16 protein-coding genes are annotated in these 18,963 nt (G+C 44.9%); 8 read left to right on the top strand and 8 right to left on the bottom strand.

The features are described 5' to 3' along the window. Positions 1–57 precede the first annotated feature (57 nt). Both BLR43_RS01515 and BLR43_RS01510 read left to right on the top strand, forming a co-directional pair. On the top strand, positions 58–1,239 hold the full coding sequence (locus tag BLR43_RS01515; protein ID WP_093068045.1) for a cysteine protease StiP domain-containing protein: 1,182 nt from the start codon (positions 58–60) through the stop codon (positions 1,237–1,239). A gap of 70 nt (positions 1,240–1,309) precedes the next feature. After that, positions 1,310–2,389 carry an HpcH/HpaI aldolase/citrate lyase family protein gene (locus BLR43_RS01510; RefSeq protein WP_093068042.1) on the top strand — a complete coding sequence of 360 codons (1,080 nt, stop codon included), beginning with the start codon at positions 1,310–1,312 and terminating at the stop codon, positions 2,387–2,389. Between the two features lie 129 nt (positions 2,390–2,518). Here BLR43_RS01510 and BLR43_RS01505 read toward each other — a convergent pair whose 3' ends face one another. Beyond that, entirely contained in the window at positions 2,519–3,331 is an 813-nt protein-coding gene (locus BLR43_RS01505) for an alpha/beta fold hydrolase (protein ID WP_093068037.1), read from the bottom strand. A gap of 372 nt (positions 3,332–3,703) precedes the next feature. Between BLR43_RS01505 and BLR43_RS01500 the strand changes: the two genes are divergently transcribed. Next, positions 3,704–4,501 carry an enoyl-CoA hydratase/isomerase family protein gene (locus BLR43_RS01500; RefSeq protein ID WP_093068033.1) on the top strand — a complete coding sequence of 266 codons (798 nt, stop codon included), beginning with the start codon at positions 3,704–3,706 and terminating at the stop codon, positions 4,499–4,501. 120 nt (positions 4,502–4,621) lie between these two features. Here the strand turns inward: BLR43_RS01500 and BLR43_RS01495 are convergent, their stop codons facing one another. Together BLR43_RS01495 and acnB are read right to left on the bottom strand one after the other, a co-directional pair. Continuing rightward, a complete protein-coding gene (locus BLR43_RS01495) occupies positions 4,622–5,065 on the bottom strand; it encodes a PACE efflux transporter (protein WP_201587712.1) in 444 nt (147 codons plus the stop codon). A 229-nt stretch (positions 5,066–5,294) separates the two neighbouring features. After that, positions 5,295–7,898 (bottom strand): bifunctional aconitate hydratase 2/2-methylisocitrate dehydratase, encoded by a 2,604-nt coding sequence (acnB, locus tag BLR43_RS01490; protein ID WP_093068028.1) that lies wholly within the window; start codon positions 7,896–7,898, stop codon positions 5,295–5,297. Positions 7,899–8,233: 335 nt separating this feature from the next. On the opposite strand from acnB, the gene BLR43_RS01485 reads away from it, so the two are divergent. Together BLR43_RS01485 and lipA are read left to right on the top strand one after the other, a co-directional pair. After that, the gene (locus tag BLR43_RS01485; RefSeq protein WP_093068025.1) at positions 8,234–8,644 is read left to right on the top strand and encodes a carboxymuconolactone decarboxylase family protein; all 411 of its coding nucleotides are present in this window, start codon (positions 8,234–8,236) and stop codon (positions 8,642–8,644) included. Positions 8,645–8,761: 117 nt separating this feature from the next. After that, complete coding sequence (gene lipA, locus BLR43_RS01480; protein ID WP_093068020.1) at positions 8,762–9,805, top strand: lipoyl synthase; 1,044 nt, start codon at positions 8,762–8,764, stop codon at positions 9,803–9,805. 128 nt (positions 9,806–9,933) lie between these two features. On the opposite strand, the gene BLR43_RS01475 is transcribed toward lipA, so the two are convergent. The 4 genes from BLR43_RS01475 to BLR43_RS01460 all read right to left on the bottom strand — a co-directional run bounded on the left by BLR43_RS01475 (position 9,934) and on the right by BLR43_RS01460 (position 15,247). After that, positions 9,934–11,976, bottom strand: coding sequence for a TRAP transporter permease (locus BLR43_RS01475; protein WP_201587703.1), 2,043 nt, complete (start codon positions 11,974–11,976; stop codon positions 9,934–9,936). Beyond that, on the bottom strand, positions 11,948–12,508 hold the full coding sequence (locus tag BLR43_RS01470) for a DUF1850 domain-containing protein (protein ID WP_093068016.1): 561 nt from the start codon (positions 12,506–12,508) through the stop codon (positions 11,948–11,950). The genes BLR43_RS01475 and BLR43_RS01470 overlap by 29 nt, the downstream gene beginning before the upstream one ends. Next, a complete protein-coding gene (locus BLR43_RS01465) occupies positions 12,486–13,505 on the bottom strand; it encodes a TAXI family TRAP transporter solute-binding subunit (RefSeq protein WP_093068013.1) in 1,020 nt (339 codons plus the stop codon). Before BLR43_RS01465 ends, BLR43_RS01470 begins: the two co-directional genes overlap by 23 nt. Before the next feature lie 602 nt (positions 13,506–14,107). Beyond that, entirely contained in the window at positions 14,108–15,247 is a 1,140-nt protein-coding gene (locus BLR43_RS01460; RefSeq protein ID WP_093068008.1) for an alkene reductase, read from the bottom strand. A gap of 164 nt (positions 15,248–15,411) precedes the next feature. Here BLR43_RS01460 and BLR43_RS01455 point away from each other — a divergent pair, with 164 nt between their 5' ends. The 3 genes from BLR43_RS01455 (at position 15,412) to dapD (ending at position 18,687) form a co-directional block, all read left to right on the top strand. Then, positions 15,412–16,296: a LysR family transcriptional regulator gene (locus BLR43_RS01455; RefSeq protein WP_075106643.1), complete on the top strand. Its 885-nt coding sequence runs from the start codon at positions 15,412–15,414 to the stop codon at positions 16,294–16,296. 365 nt (positions 16,297–16,661) lie between these two features. Then, the gene (locus BLR43_RS01450) at positions 16,662–17,618 is read left to right on the top strand and encodes an alpha/beta fold hydrolase (RefSeq protein WP_093068004.1); all 957 of its coding nucleotides are present in this window, start codon (positions 16,662–16,664) and stop codon (positions 17,616–17,618) included. A gap of 247 nt (positions 17,619–17,865) precedes the next feature. Beyond that, positions 17,866–18,687 carry a 2,3,4,5-tetrahydropyridine-2,6-dicarboxylate N-succinyltransferase gene (gene dapD, locus BLR43_RS01445; protein ID WP_058025115.1) on the top strand — a complete coding sequence of 274 codons (822 nt, stop codon included), beginning with the start codon at positions 17,866–17,868 and terminating at the stop codon, positions 18,685–18,687. 13 nt (positions 18,688–18,700) lie between these two features. Here the strand turns inward: dapD and BLR43_RS01440 are convergent. Beyond that, on the bottom strand, positions 18,701–18,963 hold a 263-nt coding region (locus BLR43_RS01440; RefSeq protein ID WP_167669369.1), incomplete at its 5' end, for a transposase.

The raw sequence follows: 18,963 nt of genomic DNA, 5'->3' as shown, positions 1-18,963 counted from the left end.
GCCAAAAAACAGACACAGAACCTCTCTTTTATCATCACGAGTGCTATTATTCATACTATGACTTTACCTAACATACAGACCAACAGAGCCAATCTAAACAATTACGGCTCAGGTAGCTACCTTGCCAGCGATGTGACCGTCCTGCTCGATATCGTCGATAAAGACGCTGTTGCTGATGTGCCCGTCAGTCAAAAAGAGGCACTCATTCAAAGTGGGCAACGTCACTACTCTGATATGTTGACCTTGGAGCAAGCGCCTACCGCGATGCATGAAGAGCTATACCAACAGGCACTAGCGCAAGGTGGCAAGAGAGCCGCAACTGATATCGCACGCTTAGCGCATACCCTACATCATGTCTTTTGTCATGATGTCAGTGACGAGCATCCGCTAGTCTTGGTCAGTTTGGTACGGGCAGGTCTACCGATTGGTGTGCTATTGCAGCGTGCGTTATCTGACACAGATAGCAGCTATCATTTGCCAAGTATACATTATGGCATCAGTATCATTCGTGATCGCGGGCTAGATACTGTGGCGCTACAAATGCTGCTTGACGCTTACCCAAACAGTCCGATTGTATTTGTCGATGGCTGGACAGGTAAAGGCGCGATTTATAAAGAGCTGGCTCGTAGCTTAGATACATTTAGCGATCCCATTCACACCAGCTTTGCCAATATTTTTCATCAAGGTGCTGATGTCATTCCGCTACTGACTCTTGCCGATCCAGCGGGCGTTGCTTGGCTCGCCGCGAGCGCGGAAGATTGGTTAATTCCATCGGGTTTGTTAAATAGTACCGTATCAGGACTGATTTCACGCAGCTTATATACCGAGCCGTCATCTGGGCTACACCGCAGTGTCTTTTATGAGGATTTAATAGAGGTAGACCATAGCGTGGCATTTATTGATCATGTTGATGCAGCCAGACGCTCACTGAGCACACTTCCAAAGCGTTTGTCAACCTATCAGCAGCCGCGCTACCAGACGGCAGCGTTAATAGATGCGCTCGCCACGGACTATGACATTACCAATCATAACCGTATTAAGCCGACTATCGCCGAGGCAACACGCGCTATCTTGCGCCGCGATCCCGAGCGTATATTGCTCGCGACCGCGGCGCATCCCGATACCATACTACTGCGTCATTTATGTGCGCAGCGAGGCATCACTATTGAGGTATTAGGTGATAAAATATACCCTTATCAAGCCATCACCCTTATCAAGCAACGCTCCAAAGACAGTTAATGCTTTTGGCTTGAGCACCACTAGCGCGATTGAACGCTTGCCCTTTATCCCTCTATTTATGATGCCAACTATGTCAGATATAACAAACAACGAGTCAGCGACTTACCTTGACACTCAGTCCTATGATACCCAGTCTTATGTGCATCTGATTACTGAGCGTCATGCGATGGTCAGACCGCACACGCACCACCCCTACCAGCTGGGTGCTAGCCTATATATGCCTGCCACTCGCCAAGATATCTGGCAAGTCATCAAGCGCGACAAGCTACCAACGATCAATAGTATTATTATCTGTTTAGAAGATGCCGTTAGTAATGAAGATGTGGAGTTGGCACTTGAGCGTTTGCGCACGCTACTGGGTACGTGGGCTGAGCATGTCAATAGCATCAATGATCCATCGCGAGCTGCTGCTATTCATACTCAGCATCCAACACGTCCACTGGTTTTTATACGTCCGCGTAGTCCGATGATGCTACAGCAATTAGCTGACTATGCTCATATTGATCTTATCGATGGTTTTGTCATGCCAAAGGTCGATATGTATAGCTTATCCAATTGGCGCATGGCCTGTCAGAACCTCAATGCTGACCATCTGCTGATGCCGACACTTGAAACCGCTGCATTATTCAATCCGCGTCACAATCAAGAGCTGGCGATTGCCTTTAAAGAAGCGTTTAGTCAGCCAGTGTTTGCGCTACGTATCGGGGGTAATGACTTATTTGCCGCATTGCGCCTGCGTCGTCCAAAGAATAGCATTGTCTATGACACGCCTATCGGCACCCTTGCCTATCAGCTGCTTGGCTGCTTTGTACCGCATGGTTTTTATCTCACCGCACCTGTATTTGAGTATTTAGATCAGCCAACCCTTTTTATGCAGGAGCTAAATCATGATGTCAGTTTGGGACTGGTCGGTAAAACGGTCATTCATCCAAGCCAAATTGCACTGGTGCAGCAAGCCTACTGTGTGCCACTCAGTACATTGGATGAAGCACAGGCAATCCTGCACTCTGAGGCCAAGGCCGTATTTAAGTACAATAATACCATGCTCGAACCTGCAACCCACCGGGCATGGGCGACCGAAATTGTCAATCGTGCAGAAGCTTTTGGCACCATTGATGATGGTCATAACCAATATAGCTCACGAATGTAATCGTCAGTATTGAGCATAATAGGATAAAAAAAGCCGCTATCAATGACTGGTAGCGGCTTTTCTATGAATTGTTATAACCTACTGCCAAAACAGTCTGACTTTATGCGAATTTGCCTCAGCAGCTTAGCATTACGCACAGCTTGTCAAAAACTGACTGAGCACTCGGTTCACTTGATCAGGCTCCTCCACTGTTGAGGTATGACCTGCGCCTTTAATAATGGCAAGCTTTGACCCGGCAATAGCAAAATGCATACGCTCAGACTTTTCATAAGGCGTCGCTGCATCCTCATCACCGACTACAATCAATGTCGGTGTCGTGATATCACCCAGTTGCTCATAAGTGCCAGTGCGATCGATGACCCCCATTATCGCCTTGACGACACCACCCTTACGATTGCTTTGCAGCATCGTGAGCCACTGTTTGCGATCAGATTTGCGCAGCTTATCGGCCAAAAAGGTACTGCCAAACATAATGGGCATGACTTTATTGCTCACGCGCTTCATACCAAGCCAGCGAATGGCTTTGACTAACTTACGATACTGCGGGACATTTTTTGGATCTTCAGGGTCGGCTGACGTCTCAAGTAGCGTTAATGATAACAGCAACTCCGGTCGCTTAAGCGCAATACGTTGAGCGACAAACCCGCCCATGGATAACCCAACAAAATGACATTTAGCAATAGCGAGTGCGTCAAGTAACCCTAGCGTATCTTCGGTCAATGTCTCCATATCATAGCCAGATTTGGTAATCTGTGACTGACCCTGCCCTCGAAAATCAAACGCAATGCAGCGATAGTCCGTTTGAAAATACGCCACTTGCTTGTCATACATCTGCGAGCTCCACAGCAGACCATGGGCAAACACGATAACGGGTTTTTGCGTATCATTGGGCGCGCTGTCTTCATAATAGATATCGACATCGTTGACTTTTATTGTTGGCATAATCACTTCCTTGTTTGGTGAAAACTTTGATTAATCAGTTGGGCTGCGCATGACCTAGCGCGCTACCTGCATAGTAGCATAATCTATTAATAAGTCAGGAACTCACCTTTTTATGAACCATGCGTATTATCTGTATCTTATTCATACACTCTTTTTGTTCATACAGGCGCGGCAGTTTATACGAGCAACTCAAAGAGCTAACCGCCATGTAGATGTGTCCTAAGCGCCCACAAAACCTGCTTTTATAATGCGCGCAAGCTGCTATAGTAATCAGCATTGCGTTATTTATTACCATCAATTTGTCCCGCTGTCTTTTATACGGGTACCAAAAATCGCTGCTTAACACAGTCATTGAAAATAAGGAAATCTCAAATGTCACAGTCTATCGTTGATTATCAAGTGAATAATCACATTGCCACCATTACGTTTAACGATCCAAAAAGCTTAAATGCGTTTGGCACGCCACTAAAAAACAACGTGTTAATAGCGCTAGATAAAGCAGCGGCTGATGATCAAGTACGAGTCATTATCTTGCAAGGCGCTGGTGGTAATTTTTCAAGTGGCGGCGATATCAAAGAGATGTTATCTGAAGGATTGGACAAGGACATTATTTCAAACAAACTAAAGGGCATGGTAGAAGGCGCAGGCGAAGTCAGCTTAAAGCTACGTAATGTCCATAAACCCATCATTGCCAAATTAGAAGGTGCCGTAGCAGGGGCTGGCATGAACTTAGCGCTTACCTGTGATTTTCGTATCGCAGCGGATAATGCAAAGTTTGTCCAAGCCTTTGTCAATATTGGTTTAGTGCCAGATGCAGGCGGTATTTATTTATTGAATCAATTGGTTGGTACAGCAAAAGCCACTGAGCTTGTGATGCTGGGTGATAAGCTAAAAGCAGAAGATATGGCACGCTTAAATCTCGTCAATCAAGTGGTTAGTGCAGAAGAGCTAGACGCCACCGTTCAAGCATTGGCTCTAAGATTGAGCCAGCTGCCAGGTAAAGCCCTAGCCTCTATGAAACATATGTTCAATGTGCACGCGTTTATGGGTTTGAACGAGGCATTAGATATGGAAGTGGAGCAGCAGACCATGATGGCAAAAACCGATGACTTTATCGAAGGCGTCAGCGCCTTTATTGAAAAGCGCAAACCAGTTTATCAAGGTAAATGATTGAGTAGTAAGCGGGTTGATTTGACGGCTAAATTTATTCATAACCAAATAACTCGCTATTTATAGTATCAAAAAAAAGGGCTGCCAATATGGTAGCCCTCTTTTCGTTTATGTCTGCGGTTAAGAAGCAGATACTGACTTATAGTGATACGGTAAGGTAAATATCTTGTCAAAAATAAAGGTGAATACGAAATTATAAATTAAGAAAAACACTAGCAAGGCAGCTTCCATCATAAACGCTTGGAGCAAGCCAACGTGATACCAAACCATATATAGTGGCAAGCAGATCAACACCAGCCCACCTTCAAAACCAAACGCATGAGCACTACGTATCCATAACGTACGACACGCAATATGCCTGCGACGCTCCCATGCTTCAAAAGCAGTATTATATAGAAAGTTCCAAATAACGGCTGCTAGAGAGACCATCATCGCAACGGGCAATGATTCTGACGCATCGCTATTGCTCAGCTTCATTAATACAAAGGTAGACAAGATGATTGCGACAATCTCGAAAACAGCCACATAGACAATGCGGCGTTTGAGTGGGGATAAAGTAATCAACCAAAACTCCAAAGCACCTGTATTTAAACAAAGAAGTGCGTATCAAAGTATCGGTCCGTCCCGAGATAGAAAAGATAAATTGAGTGCAGAGCCACGGTTTCCGCCTGCACTTATATTATACATAAGATAGTATAAAAAATCAGCTGGTGCCTTCATAACAAAAACCCCGCATCATGACGATACGGGGTTTTGTTTACTTAAAAACGGCTAACTCAATTTTTAACCAAAATTAGGTCAACTGAGCAACGTTGATTTTGTCTGCTTCTTCCGTATAGTCTTCCATACGGTCGAAGTTCATGTATTGATAGACTTCATCACCCATGCTGTTTAGCATGCCAGCGTACTGCTGATATTCATCATTGGTTGGCAGTTTACCGAGTACTGCAGCGACTGCTGCAAGCTCTGCAGATGCTAGGTATACGTTCGCGCCTTGACCCAGACGGTTCGGGAAGTTACGCGTTGATGTTGATACCGCAGTCGATTTCGGTGCGATACGTGCTTGGTTACCCATACATAGTGAACAACCTGGCATTTCAGTACGAGCGCCGGCTTGTGCGTAGACGTTGTAATAACCTTCTTCCATCAACTGGCGTGCATCCATCTTAGTAGGCGGTGCAATCCATAGACGAGTCTTGAGGCTACCTGCTGGTACGTCTTGTAGCAATTTACCAGCGGCACGGAAGTGACCGATGTTGGTCATACATGAACCAATGAATACTTCATCAATGGTATCACCAGCCACGTCTGCCAAGGTCTTGGCATCATCTGGATCGTTCGGGCAGCAAAGGATAGGCTCTTTGATCTCGCTCATATCGATAGTGATGTCGATAGCATATTCAGCATCATCATCCGCACGCATGAGGCTTGGGTTCGCAAGCCACTCTTGCATGGCTTCGATACGGCGGCTGATGGTACGCGCATCGCCATAGCCTTCTGAAATCATCCACTTAAGCAGCGTGATGTTTGAGTTTAGGTACTCAGTTACTGAATCTTCAGACAAGGTAATGGTACAGCCAGCCGCACTACGCTCCGCAGACGCATCAGACAGCTCGAACGCTTGCTCAGCGGTCAAATCTTCTAGACCTTCGATCTCAAGGATACGACCGTTGAACTCGTTGATTTTACCTTTCTTATCAACCGTCAAGTAGCCTTCTTTGATCGCTTGATAAGGAATCGCATGTACGAGGTCACGCAAGGTGATACCAGGCTGACGCTCACCAACGAAACGAACACGGACAGATTCAGGCATATCAAGTGGCATCACACCAGTTGCCGCTGCGAAAGCAACCAGACCAGAACCTGCTGGGAACGAGATGCCCATTGGGAAACGAGTATGTGAGTCACCACCAGTACCAACGGTATCTGGCAGTAGCATACGGTTCAACCATGAGTGAATGATACCATCACCTGGACGTAAGCTGACGCCACCACGGTTCATGATAAAGTCAGGTAATGTGTGCTGAGTCTCAACGTCAACTGGTTTTGGATAAGCCGCAGTATGACAGAATGACTGCATCACGAGATCCGCTTGGAAACCCAAACATGCCAAGTCTTTTAGCTCGTCACGTGTCATTGGGCCAGTCGTATCCTGAGAGCCGACCGTAGTCATCTTAGGCTCACAGTACATACCTGGACGTACGCCTTCTAGGCCACACGCTTTACCAACCATTTTCTGCGCTAGCGTAAAGCCTTTACCCGTATCGGCTGGCTCTTCTGGCTTAGCAAACACGTCTGAGTGACCAAGACCCATGTATTCACGCGCACGGTTGGTGAGGCCACGACCAACGATCAATGGAATACGGCCACCAGCACGCACTTCATCAAGTAGCGTTGGCGAGTTTAGTTTGAACTCTGAGATGATCTCGTCTGAGTCATGCTTGGTGATTTTGCCGTCATGTGGATAGATGTCAAACACATCGCCCATGTTTAGCTTATCGACAGCTACTTTTTCGATTGGCAATGCGCCAGAATCTTCCATCGTATTGAAGAAAATCGGAGCGATGTTGTTACCCAGTACTAGACCGCCACCACGTTTGTTTGGCACGTTAGGAATGTCTTCACCCATCAGCCATAGCACTGAGTTGGTCGCAGACTTACGGCTAGAGCCGGTACCGACAACGTCACCAACGTACGCAAGTGGGTGGCCTTTTTCTTTTAGCTCATCAATAAGTTTCATTGGACCACGCACTCCCTCTTCGTCAGCAGTAATGCCGTCACGAGAGTTTTTGTGCATGGCTAATGAATGCAGTGGGATATCAGGACGGCTCCATGCGTCTTGCGCTGGCGACAAGTCATCCGTGTTGGTCTCGCCAGTGACTTTGAACGTCGTGTAAGTGGTTTTCTTTGGTACTTCAGGGCGATTCAAGAACCATTCTGCGTCAGCCCAAGATTGAACGACTTCTTTAGCAATGGTGTTGCCCGCTTCGGCTTTTTCAGTCACGTCATTGAACGCGTCAAATACGAGCAAAGTTTTCTTTAATGCTTCAGCAGCATCTTGAGCCACTTCGCTGTCATCTAGCGCTGCAACCAATGGCTGAACGTTGTAACCACCTTGCATCGTACCTAAAATTTGAACCGCTTTTTGCTTGCTGATCAATGGTGATGACGTCTCACCTTTTAAGATAGCTGCCAAAAATGCCGCTTTGACGTAGGCTGCTTGGTCTACACCAGCAGGGATACGGTTTTCTAGCAAGTTCATCAAAAATGCATCTTCGCCCGCTGGCGGGTTCTTTAGTAATTCAACCAACTCTGCTACTTGTTTTTCGTTCAATGGTAGCGGAACCGTTCCTAGCTCAGCACGTTCTTCGACATGTTTACGATAAGCTTCTAACACAATAGTCGTCCTCGTCAGTTGGGATTTAGCACATTACGTGGGTAGTCAGCATGACCGCCTGCGTCTATATACTATAGAAAATAATTATCCGTGCAATCATAGCTTAAAACGCTCTAAATGTTAATGGCTGAGCCTTCAAAAGGCTCATAGTAAGGCCATATCCAACATTTATTATAAAAATAGTCCCATCAATAATATGATTGCACACCTTATGATCGCTCGTATTTACGTACCTGCACTGATTGATAAAAACTTGCTTTATGAGTGCGCAGACACCATATGACTGTTATACGCTTTTATCAGAAATTTCTATAAGACATCAAAGGACAGCCAATATGGATAGCAACACCAACTATGATAATGGCCTCAAGGTACGCACAGAAGTGATGGGTGAAGCACATGTCAAACGCTCGCTTGATACGGCGACTGGATTTACTCAGCCGCTGCAAGACTGGATTATAGAGCACGCGTGGGGCAGCACATGGCAAGATGAGTCAGTACTACCACGCAAATATCGCTCACTGATTACCATTGCTTTTTTAATTGCGCAAAAAAGCCCAAATGAGTTAAAAGGACATATCAGAGGCGCTATTAATAATGGCGCTAGCGTCGCTGAGATTCGCGAAGTGCTGATGCATAGCCTCCCATACTGCGGCGCACCTGCCACGCAAGAAGCGTTTCGCGCGGCTATCAAAGTGTTTAATGAGATGGGTATAGATATTGACAACTTAAACAAAAAGCCATAGCACAAAAGGTTGAATAATAAACCCTGAGCGCAATATCTGTTATAATAAAGACACCTATAAAGCATGCTGATAATTCCATAAACCCTTATACTATAAAGGGTTAAGAGATCATTGATTATGACTACTGCCGTACAAACCCATATTCCTGCGCCAAGAGTAAAACCAAAAAAAGCCATTCAAGGCGAAAAACTACGTGGCTACGATAAAGTCGCGCGCATCCCAATTAAAGTAATCCCGACAGTCGAAGCGAAGAAAAAGCCGGATTGGATTCGAGTAAAAATGTCCTCACCTGCCGAGGTGGCGCGTATCAAAGCCAAACTACGCGAACAAAAGCTCTATACTGTTTGTGAAGAAGCCGCTTGCCCGAATCTTGCGCAGTGCTTTGGTGACGGCACCGCCACCTTTATGATTATGGGTGATATCTGTACTCGCCGCTGTCCGTTCTGTGATGTCGGTCATGGTCGCCCGAACGAGCTTGATAAAGATGAGCCGCGCCACACTGCTGAAACCATTCAAGGCTTGGGTCTTAAATACGCCGTGATTACGTCTGTCGATCGTGATGATCTAAAAGATGGCGGTGCTGGACATTTTGTAGAAGTGCTAAACGAGTCAAGAGCGCTTAGCCCAAATTGTTTGATCGAGATCCTTGTACCCGATTTCCGTGGTCGTATGGATATTGCATTGGACTTACTGACAGAGACTGCGCCAGATGTGTTTAACCACAATATTGAAACCGTGCCACGTCTATACAAAGCCTTCCGTCCAGGTTCTGATTATCAGCATTCACTCGACTTGCTTAAGATTTATAAAGAACGTCGCCCTGATATCGCGACCAAATGCGGCTTTATGGTTGGCCTCGGCGAGACCGAAGAAGAGGTCTATGCGCTACTTGATGATCTAAAAGCGCATGACGTCGATATGATCACGATTGGTCAGTATCTACAGCCTAGTAAGAACCATGCCCCTGTTGACCGTTATGTCCATCCAGACGAGTTCCAACGCTATATGGACTACGGCAAAAAGATTGGCTTCTTTAACATTTGGGCAGGCCCAATGGTACGCTCAAGCTACTTTGCTGATCGTCAGTACTATGGCGAAGATTGCCCAGCACCTATCCGCAGCAAAAAAGCATTAGAAGCGGAAGGCAAACTTGGCTGCTAATTGCTGATTTGATTGTTGTTAAACCAATATCAAAGTACTAAAGATAATAGCTAAAAATATAAAAGGGTGAATAACATATTTTGTTATTCACCCTTTTTTATGACTTACTCTAATATCAGTGGCTAAAACTAAACACTCACTGTCGGCGTTGGTGCCGCACTTGTCTTTATATTGAATACCGCAATGCTAAGTACAATCACACCGCCTACGATACCTGTCATCAACTCAGGATAAATCAATAACAAGGCACCAATCGCTAAGATGATACGGGTTATGGTATTCATCTCACCTCTGAAGTACCCCTCAAGCGCTGAGCTTAATGCAATCACACCTGTCACTGAGGTCACAACGACTGTGATAATATCCAAAATAGGCGGTAGCGGGAAATCTTTTGCCGTGACAGCCAGCCCCGTCGGATCTATCATGAGCATCGTCGGACTATAAATAAACATAAATGGTACGATAAATCCGGCAAGTGCCAGTTTGAGCGACAAGAACCCTGTTTTCATCGGGTCGCCACCGGATATACCCGCACCAGCAAAAGCAGCCAGACACACAGGCGGAGTAATATTGGCAAAGATACCAAAGTAGAAGACAAACATATGCGCTGACAAGATTGGAATATCAAACCCTGCCAATGCCGGGGCTGCCATGGTCGCGGTAATGATATAGGCAGGAATAGAAGGTAGCCCCATACCCAAGACCATTGAAGCTAACATCGTCAAAATAAGCGTAAAGAACAATGACCCTGCGCCTAAGGTCACGATAGAAGATGTCATTACCGTACCAAAGCTGGTCAGACTGACCACACCAATGATAATACCGACGACTGCACAAGCCGCCATAACCGCGAGCGACTGGCGCGCACCGTCTTCTAATGCACCCAAAATATCAGAGAAGCTCATACGTGTTTCAGCACGTAGCATACTGATTACCACGGTAAAACCAATCGTATAAGCAGCTGCATATCCCACAGGTACATTTCTGATTAATAAGAAAATCAAAAAGACAATCGGTAATAGCATGTGACCGCGAGCTTTTAACACTTCTTTTACCGCGGGTAAGCTCTCTTTGGCGATACCTTTTAGGTCACGACGTCCAGCGCGAAAGTGCACTTGTGCAATGACCCCTAAGTAGTACAATATCGCAGGCAATAAAGCGGCAAGCGCAATCGTACTATACGGCAGACCAGTGGTCTCCGCCATAATGAACGCACTGGCTCCCATAATCGGTGGCAAAATCTGTCCGCCAACCGAGGCACTGGCCTCAACCGCGCCTGCAAAATCTTTATGATAACCAACCTTTTTCATCAATGGAATGGTAAAGGCACCCGTACTTACCACGTTTGATAATGCAGAACCATTAATACTGCCCATAAAGCCACTAGAAATCACCGCGACTTTTGCAGGTCCTCCTTTTTTGTGACCTGCGATGGCTAATGCCAAATCATTAAACAGCTGTCCCATTCCTGAGCGTGCCAAGAATGCACCAAAGAGAATGAACAAAAAGATAAAGGTCACTGACGCGCCAATCGCAACAGAATAAAGACCTTCGGTTTTTAGGAATAATTGACCAAAAATATCGCCCATGTCATAAGGACGAGTCAGCAATCTATCAGGCATGAAATCCATGTGACTGACAAACGGATAGGCCAAAAATATCCCTGCCAATATTGGCAAAATCCAACCGGTGATACGGCGACTGCCTTCTAGCACACAGACCACCGTGATCAGCGAAAATATCACGTCAAGCGGATTGGCCATGCCACCACGTGAGGTCACAATGTCTTGATATTCGTAGATCAAATAGCTCATACCAGATAAAGACAATAAAAACCAAATCCAGTCATACCAAGCGACTCGACTGCGACTGCTATTTTTACTGGCGGGAAAAATCAAGAAAATTAAGGCAAAACCAACACCGACGTGTACAGAGCGCTGTAGCAATGCAGGCATCGGGTTAAAGGTAATATAAAGATGAAAAAGTGAATAGAGTATACAAATACCAGCAATGAAATACTTTACTGGCCCTTGCGTAATATGACGTGTGATTGACTCTCGGTCATATTTTTCCAGTACTGCTTTGTTGATCGCATCTGCATCAGCATCTTTATCAACATTGGCATCTGGCGTGGTATTCACGCTACCGTGATCCGTCACTTGGGAGTTCATGACACAAGTCCTTTTTAAATCTATCAATTAAACCATACGTCTTAGGCATGATCACCACTTCAGAATAATCCGGCACCCACTGATGAATCAAAAAACGGTGACCAGTATAATCGATCTCGCCTTTGGTCAGTCTAGAGACTACCCAATTTAGGCTAGGTAGTTTTTCATTGATTTGGTAACCCAGATAGCCAAGTTTTTGTATGGGGGCCAGGGGTTCGGTCGAAGGCGTACCAGCACCAAATGCTTCAAAGTATGTGGTGGTGAGGAGTAGCATAGCCTCTTCTGTGCTGCTTTTTTCTATGCGTTGGTACTGCTCTTCCCACCACTGCTTTTCTACAGAATGTATCCAGCGCAGCTGAAAGTCAGGGTCAGTGAAATAACATACCTTGTCGTCGCTACCCGCTATCGCAACACGCACTTCGACCACAGACTGACGCGCGACACCTATCCATAGGGTCAAAAAAACCAGCGCGGCAAGTCCTGCAGCGCCAGTCGATAACCATAATAAATTATTTGGCGGCTTGTTCGTCATAGTACTTTTTAGCGCCAGGATGGATTGGGGCAACCATACCGTCACGAGCGGTTTCTAAACTGATATCGTTGGCCGCTTGGTGTGCCGTTTTTAGACCGTCCAGATTATCAAATAACGCCTTAGTCAATTTGTAGCCATCAGATTCAGACAGATCAGAGTTCACCAATAGCGCATTCATGATTGCGGCAGTTGGAATCGCAGCATCATTGCCATAAGTACCAGCAGGAATCTCAAAGGTATTGAAATAAGGCTTGGTTGCAATGATTTCTTTTAGCTTGTCTTGATCAATAGTAACCAACTGCAAATCCACGCCTTGCTCTAGCTCCATAAGCGATGAGTTTGGCAGACCACTACTAAAGAATGCGGCTTCAATCTTGCCCGCTTTCATACCATCAGCTGCTTCAGCAAAGCTCAAGTAATCGACAGTGATGTCATCATAAGTGATACCAAACCCTTCTAGTAGGGTTCGCGCATTGACTTCGGTACCAGAGCCTTGATCACCAACTGCGATGCGCTTGCCTCTCAAATCTTCAATATTTTTGATACCCGTGTCTTTCGTGGTCACGATTTGCACGACGTTAGGATACAAAACGGCAATTTGCTGGATGTTGTCAATAGGCTTATCGAAGTTATTTTTGCCTTCGACCGCGTCCGTGACCACATCACTGAGCGCCAAGACCATATCGACTTTGCCTTGGGTCAATAGATTGACGTTTTCGACCGATGCGCCCGTGGTTTGTGTCTTTGAGTTAACGCCAAAGTTTTTTACATAGACTTCGGACAATGCAGTGCCGATGATGTTATAAGGGCCAGACGCACCGCCTGTGGCAATGGTTAGGAACTTAGTATCGAGTGTATCGGTAGCCGCATCAGCTGACGTACTATCCGCAGCAGCCGTCTCATTGCCTTCTGAGCTTGGCGATGAGCAGGCGGTTAAGCCTAGCATGGCGCTTAATATCGCTGAAAAAAGTAAGGGAGATTTTAGAGAAGTGAGCATTAAGTTCATCCTTGAAATAATCGATTTAATACAATAAACGGCATTAATATATAGGTATTAATCCGTTACACCTGAGTAATAATATAGCAATTTTTGTGATAAATAAACAAAAGACTGTTTTCTCTTTTGCTTTCAATGCCTTATATTTCAGGCTTTTTGAGAAAATACTTGCATCTTTTATCATAGCCAAAACTTATATTGTTTCGCTATGTGAAACTTAGTTTCAACTTTATTTAACCAAATTTCGATGCTGTTGTAAACCTTTATCACGGTTTATGTGCATGCATTACGCTGTATATAGTCAATCCACTATAAAAGCGTTACAGCGTTAACCTCGCTTGAAGTATGACATAGATATTAAGTTCTAGTAATATAGGTTTCAGTCTTGTCCAGTGTTCATCTTTGAGCATGGTGCGAGGCATAGCGAACGATATCTTTTTTGTGTGAGGACTTAAAGATTAACCGTTCGCTATTTTTTGCCATTAATTTGTCGCCAATGTTTAACACTACTAAGATTATCTACGCCATTTTCGATTATTTTCATAATCCAGTATTCACTTTATAAAAAAATAAGGCCACGAATGGCCTTATTTTTTCAATAGCTACTTTTGATAATAAGGATAATCGCTATAGCCTATTTCCGTGCCACCATACATTGTGGCTGGATCTACCTCATTGAGCGGCCAATGATGAGCTATGCGCTCTGGTAAATCAGGATTAGCAATAAAAGGACGACCAAAAGCAAATAAATCTCCATAACCTTTAGATAACATATTGAGCGATTTCTCTACAGTGTATTTTCCCGCATAAATAATACGTCCTGAAAACTCAGCTCTAACCGCTTGATAAAAGGGCTCTGGTAAATCAGGTGCATTATCCCAATCAGCTTCTGCAATGGACAAATAAGCGATGCCCGCTTTCTCAAGTACTTTAACCGCTTCAATATAAGTATGATGAGGATCTGATTCTACCAGCCCTAAGTACACACGATCCTCACCGGTACTAGCAAACAAAGGCGCAAAACGGACGCCTAAACGATCAGCACCGACCACATCACTCACAGCAGCAACCACTTCTTTTAGGAACCGCAAACGATTCGCTAGCGAGCCACCATACTGGTCATCACGTTTATTGCTATGCTCAGAGATAAACTGGTTCACTAAATAACCATTGGCACAGTGCAGCTCTACCCCATCAAAACCCGCTTCTAAGGCGTTGCGAGCGGCTTGAGCGTACATCGTTATCAACTCGCTCACCTCTTCTGTGCTCAGTGCCCGCGGCTCACTTGGATCAGCTAAAGCACCTTCGCCTGGACCTGTTTCAATGAATACTTTGACATTATCAGCAGTAATAGCAGAGGGCGCTACAGGCTGATTTTGGTTGGGTTGTAAGCTAGTATGAGACACACGGCCAACGTGCCATAGCTGAGCAAAAATAATACCGCCCTTGGCATGTACCGCTTGCGTGATTTTTTTCCAGCCTTCAATTTGTGCTTGCGTATGAATACCTGGCGTCCATGCATAACCTTGGCCTCTAGGTTCGATCTGTGTCCCCTCCGTCACCATAAAGCCTGCAGAAGCACGCTGGGCATAATAACTTGCCATTAAATCATTAGGAATATTGCCAGGTTGCGTGCTACGAGAGCGCGTCAATGGTGGCATCACAATACGATTTTTAAGCGTATAAGGCCCAAGTTTTACAGGCGAAAACAGTGCACTGGTATTAGGAATAGTTTGTTTCATAACATTCTCTTTTATAGCAAACAGATAGGCTTATTACTTGAAATTTATCCGTTGTTTTAAGGTTTGATTGATCACTTAAGTAATATGAGTAAGCATAAAGTTTTAGAGGTACAATTAGAAACAACGTTTTCTTGTTGAAGATACAATTATTAATGGTACAGATGATGAATGGTATAAATCGGCTTGATATCAAACAGCTCAGAGTGCTACAGGCATTGCTTGATCTAAAGAACCTATCAAAAGTTGCACGCAAAATGGGCTTAACCCAACAAGCTATCAGTGAGCAGCTGCGTAAGCTACGTGATCTATTTGATGATCGTCTGTTTATTCGTCAAGGAAATAGCATGGTGCCCACACCAAAAGCACTATCGATGCAGCAACCTATTAACGATATATTAAGACAGTTAGAGGTGCTCTTGGAGCCGGATGTGTTTACGCCGCAAACCTATAAAGGTGTTTTTACGATTAGTGCGACCGATTATGCGACGCAGGCATTATTACCGCAGTTGTTTAATCTAACGCGCCGTGAAGCGCCTAACTTAAAATTGATAGTGCGAGATTTTGCCTCAGACAACATCAATCAGCTTATTGCGGCAGGCGAACTTGATTTACTGCTTACCTTTCCAGAGTTTATCCCTGATAATTTATCTTATGTCACTTTGTTTGAAGAACAACATTTATGCATTACAGGTTATAAAAACGAGTTCGCAACAAAGGTGTTAACACTGGCACAAATTGCAGCACACCCGCAGCTGGTGGTATCGCCTTCGCGTGCCAACTTGCGCGGTTCTCATGATCAGTGGTTTGCCGAAAAAGGGCTTAAGCGAAACATTGTGATGTCAGTGCCTAGCTTTTCAGCTGTGCCAGATATTTTGCATACCACTGACATGATTGCTTTTTATCCCGCGCGACTACTGCCAAACAGTAAAGTTAAAGCGCTTAAAGTAGAAGCCCTACCGCCTACCTTTAAGATAATAGCCGCTTGGCATCCACGTACCAATGACAGTGGCATTCACCGTTGGCTAATCGAGCAATTACGAGATTTATAATGGGTAGGAGTAGTTAGTATAGCCAATCCCACTTAAAAATGGCGTAGAGAATATTGATCACATTCATTTTTGTCGTTAAATGGTGCTAGCAAATATAGATTTCATTACCCTGTCACGTGACACAAAAAAATAAGGTAAAATGGTCGACCAATCAGCGCCTAGTAAAATAAAATCATAACGACGCCACCTAACTGATCGACATTTTTGAAATAACGATCCATAAAAAATATATAGTTGATCCAATTTAAGAGCGGTACAAGGCAACCGAGTGCAGATGTATCTGTCATAATTCAAGCAAGGTTAACGCTGTAACGCTTTTATAGTGGATTGACTATAGACCATTAAAACCTGTCAAGGAAGCTTATATGAGTAACACTCTCGATACCAGTAATGATAACATTCTCTCCTCCGACAACACTCACTACTTGCACCACAACTTTTTTGAGCCAAGTGACAAAAATATTGCCATCAGCGCGACGCTATTGATTGTGCATGGGATGGCAGAGCACAGTGGTCGCTATGCAGATTTTGCACAGTTCTTGGCGGACAATGGCATCGCTGTCGCAACCTATGATCATCTTGGTCATGGTCAAACCATCAAAACCAAAGCAGATTTAGGGTTTTTTGGTGAAGAGCATCCCGTGCAGTCGCTGCTAAAAGATGTGATTGTCATGGCAGATAGCCTAAAAGCACGTCACCCCGATGTACCGCATTTTGTGATGGGCCACTCCATGGGCTCGTTTATCGTGCGTAACGTACTTAAGCATCATGCGCATAATTTTGCAGGCGCAATATTAATGGGCTCAGCAGACGTCAATCCATTGACCAAAGTTTTGCTACCTATCAATAAAGTATTGGCAAAAGTAGCACCTAGACAGCCGAACTCAGTACTTGCCAATACCATGAATAAGGTATTGAACAGTCAACTAAAGGAACGCACCGCATCCTCACAGTTTGCTTGGTTGAGTGAAAATACTGCAAATATTGAAGCCTATGAAGCTGATCCAAAGACTGGTTTTGACTTTACCAATAATGGCTTTATGACATTATTTACTTTGATGGATACTGGACTAAATAAAGGCTGGGCCACCACCATTGCCAAAAACTTCCCAATGCTATTTATCAGCGGTGAAGATGATCCTATTGGTAACATGGGACGCGGTATTCGCCGCGTGGTCAAACGCCTACATAAACAAAAATTTAACCATGTTGACATTCAACTGTATTCCAATATGCGCCATGAAGTATTACACGAAACAGACAATCAAACGGTTTATCAAGACATTTTAGCGTGGATAAAAAACATTGCACCAGACGCTTAAAGCACGATAAACAATTCATCTTGAGCAGTCTTGTGAGCGCTTTTCCTCAAGCACTGCCATAATGAAATACTGAACTTGTTTGCTAAAAGTGGTCAAATTAGCGACAATATGGCAAGCAAGTTTTTTGGCCCAGTTATCTTGTACAATCGTCCATATTTTACAAGTATTGTATTTTAAGCGGGTCCGCCCAAGTTATGTCACTATAAATACGAGTCACCTCTCCCTTTTACTTATTTTAGGAATCTTTATGTCATTACAACAAACCATCGAACAAGCTTTTGAAAACCGCAACGAATACAGCCCAAGCAACATGCCACAAGACGTGCGTGACGCAATTGAGCAAGTACTCGAGCAGTTAGATAACGGCAGCCTACGCGTTGCCGAAAAGAAAGATGGCGAATGGGTCGTCAATCAGTGGGCCAAAAAAGCAGTACTGCTATCGTTCCGTTTGAACGACAACTACGTTCAAGCAGCGGGCGAGCATGTGCAGTTCTATGACAAAGTGCCAACGAAATTTGCAGATTGGACCGAAGCACAGTTCAAAGAAGCAGGCGTCCGTGTGGTACCACCAGCCGTTGCTCGCAAAGGTTCATATATCGCAGCGGGTGCGGTATTGATGCCTTCTTATGTCAACATCGGTGCGTATGTCGATCAAGGCGCGATGGTTGATACGTGGGCGACCGTTGGCTCATGTGCGCAAATCGGCAAAAACGTGCATCTATCAGGCGGTGTTGGTATTGGTGGCGTATTAGAACCGTTACAAGCCAACCCAACCATCATCGAAGACAACTGCTTTATCGGTGCGCGCTCTGAAATCGTTGAAGGCGTGATCGTCGAAGAAGGCGCTGTCATCTCTATGGGTGTCTATATTGGTCAATCTACACGCATCTATGACCGTGAGACTGGCGAGATCCATCGTGGCCGTGTACCAGCAGGCTCTGTTGTCGTACCAGGTAGCTTACCATCAGAAGACGGCACACACAGCTTGTACGCTGCCATCATCGTGAAAAAGGTAGACGCGCAAACGCGTGCAAAAACTGCTGTGAATGAGCTATTACGTTTAGACTAGGGTGTGTTGACAATTACCGTAAATGGATAATCGTCGCTGCTAAATAGATATTAGCAGCAAACGACTCATCCGTTTTTTCAGCACGCATGGCAATTTTCTTGAAATCTTTCAGCTTACAGAAGAAGTTCTCGATTAAGTGACGCCACTTGTACATTTCTTTATCGAAATCTCGTTGCTTTAAACGAGAGCTTTTAGGGGGTATGACCGCTTTGCTACCACGCTCTTCTAAGTCTAGCAGTAGCCAATCCGTGTCAAAGGCTCTATCAGCAAGCAATG

The sequence above is a fragment of the Psychrobacter pacificensis genome (assembly GCF_900101915.1).
Taxonomy (GTDB): domain Bacteria; phylum Pseudomonadota; class Gammaproteobacteria; order Pseudomonadales; family Moraxellaceae; genus Psychrobacter; species Psychrobacter pacificensis.
This window is presented reverse-complemented; position numbering and strand designations above follow the sequence as displayed.

What these genes read in the sequence shown, in the direction of transcription:
- BLR43_RS01515 (WP_093068045.1), top strand. Translation starts at nt 58, where the DNA reads ATGACTTTACCTAACATACAGACCAACAGAGCCAATCTAAACAATTAC.
- BLR43_RS01510 (WP_093068042.1), top strand. Translation starts at nt 1,310, where the DNA reads ATGTCAGATATAACAAACAACGAGTCAGCGACTTACCTTGACACTCAG.
- BLR43_RS01505 (WP_093068037.1), bottom strand. Translation starts at nt 3,331, where the DNA reads ATGCCAACAATAAAAGTCAACGATGTCGATATCTATTATGAAGACAGC.
- BLR43_RS01500 (WP_093068033.1), top strand. Translation starts at nt 3,704, where the DNA reads ATGTCACAGTCTATCGTTGATTATCAAGTGAATAATCACATTGCCACC.
- BLR43_RS01485 (WP_093068025.1), top strand. Translation starts at nt 8,234, where the DNA reads ATGGATAGCAACACCAACTATGATAATGGCCTCAAGGTACGCACAGAA.
- lipA (WP_093068020.1), top strand. Translation starts at nt 8,762, where the DNA reads ATGACTACTGCCGTACAAACCCATATTCCTGCGCCAAGAGTAAAACCA.
- BLR43_RS01475 (WP_201587703.1), bottom strand. Translation starts at nt 11,976, where the DNA reads ATGAACTCCCAAGTGACGGATCACGGTAGCGTGAATACCACGCCAGAT.
- BLR43_RS01470 (WP_093068016.1), bottom strand. Translation starts at nt 12,508, where the DNA reads ATGACGAACAAGCCGCCAAATAATTTATTATGGTTATCGACTGGCGCT.
- BLR43_RS01465 (WP_093068013.1), bottom strand. Translation starts at nt 13,505, where the DNA reads ATGCTCACTTCTCTAAAATCTCCCTTACTTTTTTCAGCGATATTAAGC.
- BLR43_RS01460 (WP_093068008.1), bottom strand. Translation starts at nt 15,247, where the DNA reads ATGAAACAAACTATTCCTAATACCAGTGCACTGTTTTCGCCTGTAAAA.
- BLR43_RS01455 (WP_075106643.1), top strand. Translation starts at nt 15,412, where the DNA reads ATGAATGGTATAAATCGGCTTGATATCAAACAGCTCAGAGTGCTACAG.
- BLR43_RS01450 (WP_093068004.1), top strand. Translation starts at nt 16,662, where the DNA reads ATGAGTAACACTCTCGATACCAGTAATGATAACATTCTCTCCTCCGAC.
- dapD (WP_058025115.1), top strand. Translation starts at nt 17,866, where the DNA reads ATGTCATTACAACAAACCATCGAACAAGCTTTTGAAAACCGCAACGAA.